The organism is Paenibacillus sp. FSL M7-0802 (genome assembly GCF_038004945.1).
In the GTDB taxonomy this organism is placed as follows: domain Bacteria; phylum Bacillota; class Bacilli; order Paenibacillales; family Paenibacillaceae; genus Paenibacillus; species Paenibacillus polymyxa_B.
Map to the genome: position 1 here is coordinate 2,991,572 of NZ_JBBOSD010000001.1, position 16,632 is coordinate 3,008,203.

Genomic DNA, 16,632 nt, shown 5'->3' on the forward strand with positions numbered 1-16,632 from the left:
AATTTAATATTATACAAATTTAAAATAAATAAGAGGATTGCTTGTCGAATATTGTTGACAAAATAGAACGTGGTACCTATTCTAAATATGATTATGATAATCATTATCACATATATAGAAAAGGGGAAATACATTGATGTCCGTTCGACACCGCAAGACTGCCACCCTTATGTTGGTGGCGCTCCTCTTATTATCCGTTGTTTTGGGCTGCGCGAAGCAGGAAAACACCCCTGCATCCACCTCTACTGACGGAGCTGCCAATGAAAAGTCGATCACGCTATCGTGGCCGCGTGACATTGGTACGATGAATCCTCACGTATACAATCCTTCCCAACTTTTTGCACAATCCATGGTCTATGAGCCGTTAGTCAGCTACAAGCAAGAAGGCAAGCTGGAGCCTGCTTTGGCTGAATCCTGGACTATTTCCAAGGACGGCAAAATATATACGTTTAAGCTGCGCAAAGGTGTGAAATTTTCGGATGGAACGCTATTTAATGCGACCATTGTCAAAAAGAACTTTGACGCTATTATGAAAAATGAGAAAACGCACAGCTGGCTTGGTATAGTAGGCGTTCTCGACAAAACTGAAGCTGTAGATGACAGCACCTTCCGAATGACGCTCAAAGAGCCATACTACCCAGTGCTTCAGGATTTGTCTGTCGTTCGCCCGTTCCGTTTTCTGGGTGAAGCGGGGTTCCCGGATGATGGAGATACGTCCAAAGGAATCAAGAAACCTGTAGGTACAGGACCTTGGATGCTGGATGAATACAAGCAAGATGAATATGCAACCTTTAAGCGTAATCCGAACTATTGGGGTACTGCACCGAAGGTGGATAAAATTACGGTAAAAATCATTCCCGATGGCGAAACCCGTGTAATGGCCTTTGAAAAAGGCGACCTGGATCTGATTTATGGAGAGGGTGTCATTAGTCTGGATGCTTTCAAACAGCTTCGCGACACGAATCAGTATGTTACCACGCTGTCCGAGCCTGTAGGTACAAGAAGCCTGTTACTCAACTCATCCAATCCCAAGCTGGCAGACCTTCGGGTACGTCTGGCACTCCAGCATGGCTTTAACAAGCAGGCAATGGTGGAAGGTGTAACCTCGGGGCTGGAGGAAACAGCGGATACGGTTTTATCCAAAAACTATCCGTATACGAATGTAAACTTACAGCCTGTTGGCTATGATGTGGAAAAATCCAAATCGTTGCTGGATGAGGCTGGCTGGAAGCTGCCCGCAGGCGGTACAGTACGGGAAAAAGACGGACAACAGCTGGATTTTGAGCTGATTTTTGATAAGACTGATCCGATCCAAAAGGCGATGGCTGAAACCATTCAGGCTGAATGGGGAGAATTGGGTGTCAAAGTGAACCTGACCGGACTGGAGCTGACGGTTCAAATTAAGCGCCTTAGATCCAACCAGTTTGATCTGTACTTCTGGTACAACTATGGTGCGCCTTATGATCCGCATTCCTTTATTAATGTCATTGCCAAGAAGAGCTTCGGAATTTCCGAGGTGCTGAGTGCCCTCCCGATGAAGAAAGATCTGGATCAGCAAGTACACGAAGCGCTCTCATCGACAGTTGAAACCAAGCGTCAAGAGCTGTATGCTTCGATTCTGAAGACGCTTCAGGAGCAATCTGCCATTGTGCCTATTTCTTATATTAAGAAAACGGCAGTGTACCAGAAAAAGATTACAAACTTTGTATTCCCGGCTAATCGGGATGAAAATCCGTTTGAGGGAATTGAAATCGGAAAGTAGCTGAAGCCGATAGGTAACGGTAGTTTACAGGATAGGAGGACAACTCATGATCAGCTATATCGGGAAGCGAATGGTAGCGGTCATTCCTATTGTTCTCTTTGCCACCCTCGTTACCTTTGCACTGATTCATATTTCACCAGTTGATCCGGCCGAGGCCTATTTGACGGCTGCTCATATTTATCCTACTCCAGAGATTCTGGAGCAGAAAAGACATGAGTTCGGGCTGGATCAGCCTTTGCTGACGCAGTATATGCATACACTTCAAAGAATCAGTCAATTGGACTTTGGTACTTCGTATCTGACCAACAAGCCGGTGTGGGATGAGGTCAAGGTTCGGCTGCCCGCCACTTTTGAATTGGCTGTGAGCAGTATGGTGCTATCTATTGTGGTGAGTATTCCACTGGGCGTGCTGGCGGCGATGCGTAAAAATGGCTGGATCGACATGCTTAGTCGAGGAATTTCATATTTTGGCGCATCTATACCCCAGTTTTGGCTGGGATATTTGTTAATCTTCTTTTTCTCTGTCCGATTGGATTGGCTCCCTGTAGAGGGGCGAGGAACGTGGCAGCATCTGGTGTTGCCCACGGTGACCCTGTCGCTGGTTCTGATTGCTTTATATACGCGCCTGCTGCGTTCCAGTGTGTTGGAGCAGCTTCAGGAAACGTATGTGCAGTATGCCAGAACTAGAGGGATTCGTGAGCGGGTGATCATGCTCAAGCATGTACTGAAAATTGCCATTGCTCCACTGATTACAAGTATGGGTATGAATCTGGGCAAGCTTCTGACCGGAACAATTATTGTGGAGCAGGTGTTTTCATGGCCCGGGTTTGGCCGTTATTTTGTGGAAGCGATTTTTAACCGGGATATTCCCGTCATACAATGCTATGTGTTTTTGGCGGCATGCCTGTTCATCGTATGCAATTTGCTCGTTGATCTGGTGCATTTGTATATGGACCCCCGAATTTCATCGAAGGGACGAGCAGAGCAGTGATGATAAGGTTGCGTACAATGTTCAAAGGTCAAAAGGTAATCGTGGTCTGCTCTGTCGTACTGGCTGCTCTTTTTATCATTATGGCGCTAGCTCCTTGGCTGGCTCCCCATGATCCGGTTAAAGTCAATTTACTGCACAAGCTGGAGGGACCTTCGAAAGAATACTGGCTGGGGACCGATCATTTGGGTCGGTGCAATTTATCCCGGTTGCTGTATGGAGCGCGGATTTCCCTCGGTTTTGCGACATTAATTTTCCTGTCCTCGCTTAGCATCGGCGTTGTGGTCGGGTCGCTAGCAGGTTATGTGGGCGGCTGGGTCGATAGTGTGTTGATGCGGTTTTGCGAAGGTATTATGGCGTTTCCGAATTTGGTGCTTGTGCTGGGCATTGTCGGTATTTTTGGGCCGGGCCTCATGCAGGTGCTGCTTGCCTTAATGATGGTGCAGTGGGTGTATTATGCCAGAATGTGCCGCAATATGGTCGTCAGTCTGAAAGAACGGAATTTTATAGCTGCTGCAAGGATTAGCGGGTCCTCCTCAGGGGCCATTATCCGGCGGCATATTATTCCGAATGTGCTGCGGCCGATTGTGGTCATTGGTACGCTGGAAATGGGCTGGGCGATCATGGATATTTCCGCGTTGTCGTTCCTTGGTCTAGGCATTCAGCCGCCGACTCCCGAATGGGGAGCGATGATTCATGAGGGAACGGGATACATTCGCAGTCATCCGGAATTAATGATCTATCCGGGGGTTATGATTCTGGTGGTGGTGATGGCCTTCAATATATTGGGGGAGGCGCTGTCCGACCGATACGGAATTGCCAAACGTCAGTAAAACGGGAGTGAGTTACAACGATGGACGACAGGGAGAAGGTGCTGGAGGTCAGCGGCTTACAGGTGAAGCTCAAAACCGGTGCCGGGGCGGTATCTCTGCTGGAGCCAACTCATTTTGAGCTGAAAAAGGGACAGGTACTGGGTCTTGTCGGCGAGAGTGGAAGCGGCAAAACAGTGACTTGTAAAGCGTTGCTCCAACTGCTGGATCGCCAGACGATGGACGTGGAAGGTAGTGTCCGTCTGAACGGGCGCGAGCTGAACGGAATGGCGGCCGAGGAGATGCGGCGAATTCGAGGTAAGGAAATCGCGTTTATTATGCAAAACCCGATGAGCGCTTTTACGCCAGTGTATACGATCGGAGCTCAGTTTATGGAAACGGTCCGCACGCACACCGGATTAACCAAACGACAGGCCCGTGAACTTGCCATAACGGCTCTGGAAAATATGAATCTGCCCGATCCAGCCAAGCTGATGAAGCGGTATTCGTTTCAGTTGAGCGGCGGGATGCTGCAACGGGTCATGATCGCCATTTCCATGTGCCTGCGGCCAGCAGTAGTTATTGCGGATGAACCAACGACGGCGCTCGATGTGGTCAATCAGTTACAGGTGCTAAGAGAGCTGGATCGCTTGCGTACGGAATACAATACGTCCATTTTGCTGATCTCGCATGATCTGGGCGTCATTTCCCAATTGGCGGATGAAGTGGCTGTCATGCAGCAGGGCCGTATTGTTGAGCAGGCTGAGGTCCATCAGTTGTTCGATCACCCGCAGGATGAATATACGAAAATGCTGCTGCATATCAGACCCAAGTTGTCCATTCGGGGCATAAATCAGGTAGGCGGTTAGTCACCTGTTCGACAATTACACTTTCAAAAGGGGAGCGAATGCGCATGCTACAAGTGAAGAAAGTAACTCATAGCTATGGAAGGCGCAAATGGCTGGGCCGCTCTGAACCACGTCCCCCTGTGTTGGCTAACGTTTCGCTTACTATAGAAAGTGGGTTTTGCCTAGGCTTACTTGGTACCAGCGGAGCCGGTAAAAGCACGCTGGGCAAGGTTATTCTGGGGCTGGAGAAGCCGCAGGAGGGTCAGGTGCTGTTCCAGGGACAGGACATTTATAATGCGAGCCCCCAAGTCCGCAGGGGACTGCGACGGGATATGCAGGTCGTATTTCAGGACTGCTACTCTGCTGTAAATCCCCGAATGACCGCCGGGCAGATTATTGGTGAGCCATTGGACAATTACGAACGGTTATCGGTGCAGGAACAAAAAAGAACGGTCGAAAGCCTGCTGGAACGGGTCGGCCTCAAGCCGGAAGATCGGATTAAATATCCGCATCAATTCAGCGGCGGACAATTACAGCGGATCAACATTGCACGGGCGATTGCGCTCAAACCAAAGCTGATCGTGCTGGATGAGTCCGTCAGCAGCCTCGATATGGTTCACCAGATGCATATTTTATCCCTGCTGGGAGAACTGAAATCTTCGTTTGGATTGTCATATCTGTTCATCACGCATGATATTCGGGCGGCATATGCCATCTGTGATGGCATTGCTGTGATGGAGCAGGGAAGATTGATTGAGCGCTGTGATGAGAAGGATCAGATTTTTGAATCTGCTCATCCGGCTGTACGACGGTTGATCTCGTCCATTTTGCCGGAACATCCAGCAGAGCGTTTTCCGCTTCATGGATAACAGTGGACCCGCAAGGGTCCTTTTTTTGTGCAACATATGGATAAATAATCGAAATGAAATTTACTTGTTGTATTATTTGAATAACCCGTTATAATATAAAATCATAGTAAATTACTTGGATATTAAAAAGGGGATGTCATATATGAAGAAATCTGCTTTGGTGGCAGCGATTGGCCTATCTCTTGTGTTATTAACGGGTGCCTTGAGTGGATGTTCCTCGAAGGATGCGGCATCGGGGGATAAGGTAATCTATGTCGGCACACAAAATGACTACCCTCCGTTTGCTTTTACGAATGAAAAAAACGAGCTGACCGGGTACGATGTGGAAGTAGTCAAGGAGATCGACAAGAAGCTGGACGGCTACAAGTTTGAGTTTGTACCTTCTGGCTGGGACGGAATTTTCATGGCGCTGGAATCGAACAAGATTCAGGTCGTAGCAGATGAAATCGCCAAAAATCCTGAGCGCGAGCAAAAATATTTGTTCTCGGATGAATCCTACTTTCAGGCACAATCCGTCATTGTTGTGAAAAAAGGCAGAACGGATATACACTCTCTCAAGGATTTGGAAGGCAAGAAGGTAGCCGCATCAGTAGGCGATTCCTACACACAATTGCTGGAACAATATAATGCGAAGAATGGGAATAAAATTATTTTGAAATACAATGATACAGGCACTTCGTCCGATAACCTTCAAGACGTACAAAATGGCCGGGTGGACGCTTATGTGAATGATCCAGTCATGACGGCTGCTACGATCAAGAAGGAAGGTTTGCAGGTCGAAGCGATAGGTGATCCTGTGCAAACGGATGATATCAATCTGGTGTTCAAAAAGGATAAGCAGGGCGAAGAGCTGAAAGCTAAAATCGACCCGATTATTAAAGAGTTGAAAACGGACGGAACACTGAAAAAATTGTCTGAACAATGGACAGGTGGGGAATATATCCCGCAGTAACAACAATGTAAAGGGTAAAGTGAGGTTCCTATGGAAAAGCTGTTTGACCTTGATTATATGCTGAAAAGCCTTCCCCGGATCGTTGAGTATCTACCCGTTACGCTATGGATTGCATTTTTGTCCATGCTGCTGGGTACGATTATCGGGTTGGCAACGGCGTTAATTCGGATATACAAGGTGCCTGTCTTGGCGCAACTGTCTACGCTGTATGTCTCCTACATCCGGGGAACACCGCTCATTGTGCAGCTGTTTCTCGTATATTATGGAATACCCAAGTTTTTATATTATTTTCAGAGCGAATACGGTTTCTTACAGCAATTAAATATCTACGTGATTCCACCCGAGGTTTTCGCATTGTTGTCATTTTCACTAAATCTCGGGGGTTATCTGTCGGAGACGTTCCGGGCGGCGATTCATTCAGTCGACCGGGGACAATTTGAGGCAGCTAATTCCATCGGCATGAGCCAAACACAAATTATGCTCAAAATTGTATTGCCGCAGGCGTTGACGGTGGCTTTGCCCAATTTGGGAAACACGCTGATCAGTACGGTGAAGGATACGTCTTTTATTTTTATGATCGGTGTCGTCGATATGATGGGACAGGCTAAAATTATGGGCGCGCGGGCGTTGGCTTTTTTTGAGGTATATGTTGCGGTGTCTCTGATTTACTGGTTGGTGTGCATTATTATTGAGCGCGGGCTTGTCGTGCTGGAGAAGCGTATTCGAATTTACGAAAGAAGTGAGTAAGAGCATGATTCAACTTCATCAAATTCATAAGCATTTTGGGCAGCATCATGTGTTGAAGGGCATAGACCTGACGGTAGGCAAGGGAGAAGTTGTAGTCATCCTGGGCCCAAGCGGATCGGGGAAGTCCACGCTGCTGCGCAGCATTAATTTTTTGGAACAGCCAAACAGCGGAGTCATTGAAATTAACGGTGTAAAGGTCGATGCCGCCAAGGCGGGAAAAAAGGACATTCTCGGACTACGGATGGCAACGGCAATGGTATTTCAGCAATATCAATTGTTTAAAAATTTGAATGCACTCCACAATGTGATGATTGGTCTGACCAGTGTGAAAAAGCTGGATCGTAAGCAGGCGAGGGAGATCAGTGAAGGCATTTTGGAAAAGGTCGGGTTAAAGGATCGTATGACCTATTATCCTGCCCAGCTTTCGGGTGGACAGCAGCAGCGAGTTGCGATTGCCCGTGCTTTGGCACTAAATCCGCAGGTGTTGTTGTTTGATGAACCGACATCCTCACTTGATCCTGAACTGGTGGATGAAGTGCTGTCCGTGATCCAAAAGGTGGCGAGTGAAGGCAATACGATGATTATTGTCACGCATGAGCTTGGTTTTGCGAGAGATGTAGCGGATCGGGTTGTGCTGATGGAGCATGGTGTGATCGTGGAGCAGGGACCCGTGGAGCAGTTTTTCACCAATCCGAAGGAAGAACGGACACGGCAGTTTCTGGGCAAAGCGTTGGTACAGAGAGCGCCACAGGAGCAGCCTGTATCCCCATAAAAAGTACGTGGATGGGTTATAGGTATGTACAACGTTGTAGACTTATTGCACTTATAGTAAAAAGCACGTTAGACAAGTCGCAGGAGGAAGGAAAGCCCGCGCTTGTTTGTCGTGCTTTTTTGGCGCCTCTTATCCCAAATTCTTTTCCATTGCAAAGTAGCTTATCACACTTATTCATGATAAATTCTAAGAACAATACAGTGAAGATGTAATCGGGAAGGAACATTGGCATATGAAAAAGGTTTTGTTCATTAATACCGGAGGGACCATTTCTTCCTCTTATCAGGAAAACGGCCTGACACCGACCCAATCGGCTGAAAATATTTTGGCGGAAATTCCGGAGCTGAAGGAGATTTGCGAGATTGATGCCCATAATCTGATGAGCATTGATAGCACAAATACACAACCAGAGGATTGGGCTTCCATCGCCCGGATGGTACATCGTTCGCTCGATCAGTACGACGGCATTGTCATTGCACACGGTACGGATACGATGGCTTATACGGCTTCAGCCTTGAGTTTCATGCTGGGAACCGTAGACAAACCCGTCGTTGTGACAGGTTCACAGGTTTCCATTTTGGCGGAGCACAGCGATTCCAAAAAAAATGTAATTGACTCATTCCTGACCGCATGTGGCGAGGTGGCTGGGGTTTTTGTCGTGTTTAACGGCAAAATTATCAATGGTAGCCGTAGCTCGAAAATCAGAACACGCAGCTATAACGCCTTTGAGAGTATTAACTATCCGTACATTGGCCTCGTGGAGAACGGTAAGGTGGTCTATACGGAGGGCGTATTTGCAAATCGCAGTACCGTTCGTCATCCATACAACGACGGGTATGCTTCCGAAGTATTTCTGCTCAGGCTGATTCCGGGTACGAATCCGGCGATTTTCGATGCCATTCAGGGCTTGGGCTATAAAGGTATCGTCATTGAGGGCTTTGGTATGGGTGGCGTCCCTTTTAAAGAAAGAAGCCTGATCAGTAAAATCGAGGAACTGATGAAGGACGGTATGAGTATTGTCGTGACTACTCAATGTCCTTATGAGGGCGGGGATTTGACGATTTACGAAGTGGGGCAAAAGGTACTGGAGAAGGGGGTTATTCCGGGGTATGACATGACAACGGAAGCGCTGGTGACGAAAATGATGTGGGCGTTGGGGCAGACGACCGATCCGGCCGGGGTAGCCAAGATTATGGCAACGAACTACGCAGACGAAGTTTCCCTGCCTGCGGATACAGCTTCCTTATAGGAAGCTGATTTCCGTAGATACCGGGTTAACGCTGGCCTTGCCCCAGTCTGCTTTTAATCTCAATAGCCACTTTCAGCGCTTGTACAGCCGATTCCAGTGGAATCAGGCTTTCCGAATGTCCACCAAAGCATTCAAGTGCATGATCCAAACTTTTTTCGTATGGATTGGCAGATTCGAGGTTGATTTTTTGCTGTCCTGATGCGGTATACTCATATAATGCGGTAGGTATAAGATCGTTTTCGTCGCTTTCATGAAATACCAGCTTGGCCTTTTCGAAATAAGCTTCATAGGCCACTGTGAAGGGGTAGCTTCCCGGCATGTGGGATGAGGCGATGACTTCTGTGAATGTATCCCGATGCTGAAAGTAAGCACGAACCTGTGCTTGTTCAGGATGGGTAACTTCTGTACCCCAGACTGTAAATGGATCACAGGGGCCTAATAGCCAGGTCAGTAAATCCAGTTCATGAATCATGAACTGAGTAGGGATGGAGCTTAGTCCAAGATCCCCCCACAGAGGAGGCGTTTCTCTTTTCAAAGATAAGGAGATAAGCTTTCCGTACTTCTGTTGGCGGTATGCCTCATACAGATAGGTATAGGCGGGATCAAACTTAATGAACTGGTTGACCAGAATCTTTTTGCCATATTGCTCCGCAGCTTGTTGCATAAGAAGAGCGTCTTCGAGATTAAAGCAAACGGGTGTTTCACAAAATACATGCTTACCGTGCTTTAGCGCATCCACAGCATATGACCTATGCAGGTGGGAGGGCAGGCATAGATCGACGATATCCACGTCTGGATCCAGCAGAATATCCTCTATATTTTGTGTGACTTCTACGTTTAGCTCCTCTTTCAGCTTTTGCAGCTTGGTTTCGTTCCTTCCAAATACCATGATTCTGTTTACCTTGGGATGGTTGTTTAACAATGAGGCATGATATGCGCCGAATCCCGTCCCCAATATTCCAATATTCATCATCCATTACACCCCTTTACTTCTATGATACACACCTATTGCTGCCAACAGGGTGTCAACAATCTTTGCATCATCTTTTCAATTCGGGTTAACCATCTATTGTGGAGGTATGATTGTGAGACTGCATCGTTTAATCGCGATTTTATTATGTATCGAATCTAGAGGGAGAATGAAGGCCAAGGAATTGGCGTTGGCACTGGAAACCTCTGTACGCTCCATTTACAGGGATATCGACCTCCTGGCTGAAGCCGGCGTTCCGATTGTTACCGCATCCGGACCGAAGGGCGGAATTTATTTAATGGAGGGTTATACGGCGAACCTGAAACAGTTGAATGGCGGGGATGTCATTCAGTTGTATTTAACAGGGATGGGCATTTATACAGGCGGGCCCACCGAATCGGGTTTGAAGTTAAAGAATGCTCTGCTCAAACTGGAACAGACGATGCCAGACCCGTATCAGTCCGATATTAAGAAAGCCAAAGCGCGGTTTTATTTTGATGATACGCCGTGGTGGACGGAACGTATAGCCATTCCTTGTCTTGAGGCCGTGAGAGCTGCAGTGTGGGGGTCCCATAAAATAACCATTCAATATGAGAAGGCTGACGGAATCTGTTCTTCCCGTCATGTGCATCCCTATGGACTTGTGGTGAAAAAAGGAGATTGGTATCTCATTGCCTTCTGTGAAGTTGGGCAGGAGATTCGGACCTTTAAGTGTGAGCGAATCAAGGAGGTTCAGCCGTCTGCGGAAGTGTTTGAGGTTCCGGTGGATTTTTCGCTGGAACATCATTGGATGAGGCAAGAAACCGCGTTTAAGCAGCTTTGTACAGAGAAAGAATACTATCCCGTTCTGATCCGAACGAATAAGAAGCAAGCGGGAATTATAGCGAAAAGAATGGAAATCATCCAGTCTGTACAGGAAGGCAGTCATTTCATTCTAACGGTCAACATGTATAGTTATGAAGCGGCTTGTCGCGATGCTATGGATTGGATCGGTAGGGTTGAAGTTGTGGAGCCTGTAGCACTCCGACAGTTTGTGAAGGAAGAAATTAACCGACTCCAGAGGATATATGGATAAATGATTAAAAAAACACCTGCCTAGGGCAGATGCTTTTGCTTGTTAAGTCCAGGCCCAGAGAAATCCGTCACGATCCCAGGCAATTCTACCACCATGAAGCTTGCGGAATGCTTTTTTGATTTCTTTTTCCAGAGATACATGACCATGCTCGCTTATAAACACATACTGCTCTCCATACTCAGAGCGTACATATGCAATTGCATCTTCTTGTTTCAGGGTGCCCACTTCACGGATCTGCGCGACCATCCATTGTGCAATCTCTTGTTCTGTTGTAGGGGTGTTGTCCATTTGTCGTATCCTTTCCTGCGTACCGATTGGGTGTAGCTGTTCGGCTCACCTCCCCGTAGTATACGGCAATTCGGAGAATTATTGAATTTTCTGATATAAATTTACTTGAGCGGTTGGCTAAGTGGGCTTTCTTTTGTATAATTAAGGGAATATTCACGGGAATTTTCTTTTTTTGTATTGTAATCATGCAAGTAATCCCTGGGGGTGCCTGATTTGAAGGAAACAACCACAATTCGCGCAGAGCTGGAGCAGTACATCAGACGAGAAGGAATTACGATTAGTAAGTTTGGGGAGAACACAGGTATTAATGCAGGAACGATCAGTGCCATTATTAACGGTAATCGTCCGATTGCGATGCTGCTGTTGGATCGGATTGGTGAAGGCATGGGGCTTGAAGAAGGGAGCCTCTATGAGTTATACATTGATGAATTTATACGGAATACGGCACCGAATTGGCGACGGGTTCGCCCCTTTTTGCATCGCTGTGCAGAGCTGAACAAACTGGATTGTATTAAGCAAGTCGTGGAGTTTATGATGGACTATCTCATATACGCCCCAGCTTTGTTTGAGACAGCAGAAGAATTATTCAGTGAAGGTAAGTTCGAGGCTGCGGCAATTATTTATAAAAATGTTTCGGAAAGTGAAAAGTACCAACATTCAGAGCGTCTGGCGCTCTGCCAATACCGTTTATTTACGATTGCCGTTGGCGATGACCAGGACGAAAACTTATGGGCAGCCACACATTTCGAAAGCTTTGTGGACCGACTGGGTGAAGCAGACCAACTGGATGCCTTAAGAGACTTGGCCAATACCTATGCCTCCTTGCGGCGTTGGGATAAAGTAGAATGGTTTGCTGAAAAAATGGCTCAAAAAGCCAAGGTACAATACGAGCAAAAATACGGAAATACCAGAAGATCGGAGCGTGGCAAGGAACCTAAGGGTCCTTTGTTTATGTATATTGTATACTCTTATGTGCTGCGCGCCGGGGTGTGGGATGAGCGCGGGGATTACCAAAAAGCGCTGGAATTTGTATCCCTATACTCTGATTTGAGCTGGGTGCAAGAGGATACGGAAGAAGCTCAGCGTTTGAAGGCCCTTTGTAGCAACTGGGCTGAGGCCAACGGGTATTTATATCAATTGATGTCCGGCAGCCTGGATGTGATTCCACAGTATGTAGATTATTTGGAAAAAAACGAAGGTGAAATTCTGGTGGGGCTACATAAAATTATGGTAGCGGCCAACCGTTATGATTTTAATGTAGATCATGTACTGCAGCGCTTTGAAAAACAAATTGAGGCATTTTCAGATCAGCATGTCAAGGTAGGGACCTATACGGAGCAAATGTCAGCAGATCTCTATGCACGATTTTTGGCAGAGATGGCTTGTTATGATCTCAACAAACATCGTTATTCCAAAGGTATGAAATTCCTGCTCGAGAGCCTTTCCTATTCCGTCGTGCTGAATGGTAATCCTGTCACAATCAAATGTGTAGGATTATTTGAAAAGTTTCGGCATACTGCCACTTCTGAGGACAAAGAGGAATATAAAAACTTACTTGGAGAGGTAGAGTACATCCATGATAAAAAAGATCGTTTTTTCTCTGCTCGCATTTAATGTTTTTGTCCTATTGAATTTTTCACCCGTTCCCCCCCCTATGGAAGATCCTAGCGACATCCACAGTCATGGGCTGGGGGGATGGGCTTTTTCATCCCTTGATACATCTACCTGAAAAGGTCTAGATTGTCGTAACCCAAAAGGTATCCTCTTATGAAGAAGAGGATACCTTTTTTTGATGTGGAAGTGCATTTGAAGGAGCACTTTTGCCGTCAAGAGTGGGGAGTTGGAAGTTGAGCAGGCGGAAACCAGACATGACGCAGATCCACCCAGCCCTGACTGTTAAAAGATACACCGCGCACAGAAGGAAGATAGGCCGTCTGAACGGGCTTTTCATATAAAATATGCAGCTGGTGCTCATCCATGAGCCGAGTTTCGATATGTTCAAATTGCTGCGCCCTAACAGTATGATCGGCCTCCCGTGCAATTTCACGCAGCAGTCTTTCGATATCCACACGGCTATGAGGCTCCACATGCCCAGATACATTGAGATACAAGTCAAACAGGCGTAATTGCTCATCACGGTCACGAAAGAGAGAAAAGATGATTAAGTCTGACTCCATACGGATAGATGAGCTTTTGAATTCATTCATAGATGCGGCCACGATGTTACAGGTATACCCACAGGATTCGAGCTGAGCCGCAACCCGGTCTGCGTCCGCTTTATACTCGGGAATGGTAGCAATTTGTAGTGCCGCCAGTGGTTCATAAGAATCGTTAGATGAATCCACTGCTGGAGGAAGGGAGCGATGATCCAGACATGCTACAATGCGGGCACGTATTTCTGGGTTGCGCAACGGTCCATCCTTGTGTGTATTACATGTGATAAATTTGCGTACCGAAGCCGCCGAGTGAATCTGGCTCCATGCGGTATCCGTATCTCCCGCTGATACGGGATTATGGATAATGTGAAAAGAAGAAGCGGTGTCTTCCGTATCCGACGATTCCAGCTTAGTCGCCCACGGGAGTTGGACAATTTCCACTCGGTCCAGATGAGCCCGGCCTTGAAAATAAGGTGCGAAAGCCTCCAGTGTACACAGGCTTTCGTTCATTTCCGTGACTTTGAATGCCCCTGTACCGATAGGGCGGATGCCAAAGGCGGCCTCACCCACCTGATTAAGCTCACGCGGCACAATCGCAGCCCGGCTGGTACACAGGAAGGATAGAAATAGCTCGTTCGGCTCTTTTAGTACGAAGCGTACCATCGTCGGGCTCAACGCCTGGACGTGCTGAATTTGCCGGACGATAAAATGATAAAGTCGCCTTCCCGGCGCCCGACTCAGTCGCTCAAAGGTATAGACGACGTCTTCAGCGGTCAGTATTTTTCCGTTATGAAACAGCACTTCTTTACGTAGGAAAAAGGTCCACTGTGTACGAGTGGCGTCCACCTCCCAAGCGTGCGCCAATCCCGGCAAAATCTCACCGCTTTCGTTCGCCCGGCGGGCCAGGCCATCAAAGACGTGGCTAGATACGAAGGACTCGGCGAGCCAGTTCAAGTACAACGGGTCCAGCGTATAGAGTTGCTGGCGAATAGGCAGACGCAGCGTGTCGATCTGCTGCTGATCACTGCGCACCTCCGCGTGATGCCCAAAATAATTTAGCAGCCAGCCTTGCAAATGCTCCTGCATGGTGGAGGAGCGTGAATGAACTCGGATCTCATCCAGCGCGCGTTTGATATCATGGCGGTCTATGGCTTGCATCATGGATTGCACGGCAATGTCTTCCGGCTGAATGAGGAAGCGCAGACTGGAGCGGCGGCCTCTGCCTCGGCGGGGAGTCCATTGTATCCAGTCGTGCTGCTCCATTTTCTGAATGATCATCAAGGCGTTGCGGTGAGTACAGTCAAAAATAGCCGCCAGCTCATCCAGCGTCGTCTCTATGGTATGGTTTTCGTCCTTGTCGTCAGCTGCGTGTGAGTGAAGCCGTAAAAATTGGGCATGGAGTTTCATTCAAGGTTGCTCCGTTTCCCCTATATTTGATTAAAAGCGTAGCCACTTTTATAAAATAGGAAATTTTGTTTGAATTAATTTCTCTTTATCTTCTTATTTTATCATCTACAATAAGGGTTATAAAGCATATTTGTGGAGGTATTTACCATGCATGACAAGATGAATGGAACGTCTTTGCCGAAAACGTCGTTTCTGTCCGCCTTTGCTGGCGCAATTGTGTTGGCGCTGGTTCATCAATATCTGTTTTACGGACATGGGCTGGGCGTGTCTATGCCAATTTTTGTTATTGTGTTTTACGCCTATATGTATGCCTTTAATCGAGATCGTTTCCAGTTAGGATCATGGATAGGGCGTTTACTGTTTGTGATCATTTTCATGCTGGCATTGACATATGCGCTGTTCAATAATCCGGTCCTATATGTGTTAAATGCGCTGGCGATATCTGCTCTGATTAGCGTACATATGGTGCTGCTGTTTGGGGAGAAAAGGCATGGCTGGTCGGAACCCGGTATTATTGGTCAGGCGTTAAGCCATTGGTTTTATCAAAACTTTCGTCATATCGTGACCCCGTTTCGGATGGTTAAGACAGTAGCCCTTCGGAATGTGAAGGATGAGCGTAAGCGTGTATTGGGCAAAGTGATAATCGGTTTGCTTATTGCCTTGCCGCTACTGTTCATCATCATATCTTTGCTGGCTTCGGCAGATGGGATGTTCGAAAAGCTGTTATCTGGTATACCCGATTGGATCGGCACACTGTCCTTTGGGAGTGGCATGCTGCGGCTGATCTGGACCTGCTTTTTCACCTTCTGTTTCTTCTGCTACTTGTGGGGATTTGTACAGCCTGCTCCGCGTAATACGCAAAGAGAGACTCAATCATGGCACGGGTTAAATGAGCGCACGAATGGTCCAACCACCGAGTACGATGGTCATTCTTCAGTGATGATTGACCGACCAACGGTGCCTTACCACGAGCCGGTCGCGATCAAGTTTGATCCTGTAATTACCGCTACGGTGCTGATTGTCATGAATTTGGTGTATGTTGTGTTCGTTGTGTTGCAGTTCGGATATCTGTTTGGTGCATGGGAAGGTGCTCTGCCCGAAGGAACCTCGTATGCTGAATATGCGAGAAGAGGATTCGGGGAGCTGGTTATGGTAACAGGTATCAACTTTGTGCTGATGATCAGTGTATTGAAGTGGACTGAATTTGGCTCAGGTATAGTGCAAAAAATGAACAGCGGCCTGCTGTACATACTCGTGGGTTGTTCGGGTGTGATGCTGTACTCGGGATATACCCGGCTGGTTATGTACGAAGAAGCATACGGCTATACGTACACCCGCTATTTGGTACACGCGTTTATGATTTTTCTGGGCTTGCTACTGCTTATTGCAGCTGTGCGCATTCATTTCCGTCAACTGCCGTTGGCGAAATATTATATTGTACTCGCTCTGGTCGCCTATGTCGTCGTGAACTATGTGGGCATTGATATACGGATTGCTGAAAATAATCTCGAACGGTATCGTACGACATCGGTGATAGATAAGGAATATTTGAGTGAGCTATCGGCAGACGCGATTCCGCTGCTGATTGACTTTAGTCGTAAGGAACATGGATCACTAGATGAGTTTTTACAAGCCCGTTTGACGAGCATGACGAGAGAAGAATCGGCTTGGCCTGAATTCAATTGGGCAAAGTATCGAGCGCAACGGGAATTGCACGACTATATTTTGGAATGAGAGGTG

General features: G+C 47.2%; 15 protein-coding genes. 12 read left to right on the plus strand and 3 right to left on the minus strand.

All coding sequences use genetic code 11. The features are described 5' to 3' along the window. Positions 1-136: 136 nt before the first annotated feature. The 9 genes from nikA (at position 137) to MHB54_RS13995 (ending at position 8,996) form a co-directional block, all read left to right on the plus strand. Positions 137-1,762 (plus strand): nickel ABC transporter substrate-binding protein, encoded by a 1,626-nt coding sequence (gene nikA / locus MHB54_RS13955; RefSeq protein WP_264454383.1) that lies wholly within the window; start codon positions 137-139, stop codon positions 1,760-1,762. Positions 1,763-1,808: 46 nt separating this feature from the next. Then, a complete protein-coding gene (gene nikB, locus MHB54_RS13960; protein ID WP_068939152.1) occupies positions 1,809-2,753 on the plus strand; it encodes a nickel ABC transporter permease subunit NikB in 945 nt (314 codons plus the stop codon). Continuing rightward, the gene (gene nikC / locus MHB54_RS13965) at positions 2,753-3,583 is read left to right on the plus strand and encodes a nickel ABC transporter permease subunit NikC (RefSeq protein WP_080682961.1); all 831 of its coding nucleotides are present in this window, start codon (positions 2,753-2,755) and stop codon (positions 3,581-3,583) included. Before nikB ends, nikC begins: the two co-directional genes overlap by 1 nt. Positions 3,584-3,603: 20 nt before the next feature. Next, positions 3,604-4,428 carry an ABC transporter ATP-binding protein gene (locus tag MHB54_RS13970; RefSeq protein ID WP_264454384.1) on the plus strand — a complete coding sequence of 275 codons (825 nt, stop codon included), beginning with the start codon at positions 3,604-3,606 and terminating at the stop codon, positions 4,426-4,428. A 38-nt stretch (positions 4,429-4,466) separates the two neighbouring features. Further along, positions 4,467-5,276, plus strand: a complete 810-nt coding sequence (nikE, locus tag MHB54_RS13975) for a nickel import ATP-binding protein NikE (protein WP_023990977.1) — start codon at positions 4,467-4,469, stop codon at positions 5,274-5,276. A 142-nt stretch (positions 5,277-5,418) separates the two neighbouring features. After that, positions 5,419-6,228: a transporter substrate-binding domain-containing protein gene (locus MHB54_RS13980; protein WP_023990976.1), complete on the plus strand. Its 810-nt coding sequence runs from the start codon at positions 5,419-5,421 to the stop codon at positions 6,226-6,228. Positions 6,229-6,258: 30 nt separating this feature from the next. Beyond that, complete coding sequence (locus MHB54_RS13985) at positions 6,259-6,975, plus strand: amino acid ABC transporter permease (RefSeq protein ID WP_023990975.1); 717 nt, start codon at positions 6,259-6,261, stop codon at positions 6,973-6,975. A gap of 4 nt (positions 6,976-6,979) precedes the next feature. After that, complete coding sequence (locus MHB54_RS13990; protein ID WP_103744489.1) at positions 6,980-7,747, plus strand: amino acid ABC transporter ATP-binding protein; 768 nt, start codon at positions 6,980-6,982, stop codon at positions 7,745-7,747. Positions 7,748-7,979: 232 nt separating this feature from the next. Continuing rightward, positions 7,980-8,996, plus strand: a complete 1,017-nt coding sequence (locus MHB54_RS13995; protein ID WP_013312613.1) for an asparaginase — start codon at positions 7,980-7,982, stop codon at positions 8,994-8,996. Positions 8,997-9,021: 25 nt separating this feature from the next. On the opposite strand, the gene MHB54_RS14000 is transcribed toward MHB54_RS13995, so the two are convergent. Then, a complete protein-coding gene (locus MHB54_RS14000) occupies positions 9,022-9,969 on the minus strand; it encodes a Gfo/Idh/MocA family protein (RefSeq protein WP_264454385.1) in 948 nt (315 codons plus the stop codon). 112 nt (positions 9,970-10,081) lie between these two features. Between MHB54_RS14000 and MHB54_RS14005 the strand changes: the two genes are divergently transcribed. Next, positions 10,082-11,041: a helix-turn-helix transcriptional regulator gene (locus MHB54_RS14005; RefSeq protein WP_264454386.1), complete on the plus strand. Its 960-nt coding sequence runs from the start codon at positions 10,082-10,084 to the stop codon at positions 11,039-11,041. A 42-nt stretch (positions 11,042-11,083) separates the two neighbouring features. On the opposite strand, the gene MHB54_RS14010 is transcribed toward MHB54_RS14005, so the two are convergent. Next, positions 11,084-11,329, minus strand: coding sequence for a DUF6953 family protein (locus MHB54_RS14010; protein WP_013312611.1), 246 nt, complete (start codon positions 11,327-11,329; stop codon positions 11,084-11,086). A gap of 213 nt (positions 11,330-11,542) precedes the next feature. Here MHB54_RS14010 and MHB54_RS14015 point away from each other — a divergent pair, with 213 nt between their 5' ends. Next, positions 11,543-12,943, plus strand: a complete 1,401-nt coding sequence (locus tag MHB54_RS14015; RefSeq protein ID WP_302055831.1) for a helix-turn-helix domain-containing protein — start codon at positions 11,543-11,545, stop codon at positions 12,941-12,943. Positions 12,944-13,155: 212 nt separating this feature from the next. Here MHB54_RS14015 and MHB54_RS14020 read toward each other — a convergent pair whose 3' ends face one another. Beyond that, entirely contained in the window at positions 13,156-14,892 is a 1,737-nt protein-coding gene (locus MHB54_RS14020; protein ID WP_053326412.1) for an ABC transporter substrate-binding protein, read from the minus strand. Between the two features lie 147 nt (positions 14,893-15,039). On the opposite strand from MHB54_RS14020, the gene MHB54_RS14025 reads away from it, so the two are divergent. Continuing rightward, the gene (locus MHB54_RS14025) at positions 15,040-16,626 is read left to right on the plus strand and encodes a DUF4153 domain-containing protein (protein WP_254348344.1); all 1,587 of its coding nucleotides are present in this window, start codon (positions 15,040-15,042) and stop codon (positions 16,624-16,626) included. The last annotated feature ends 6 nt before the right edge of the window (positions 16,627-16,632 follow it).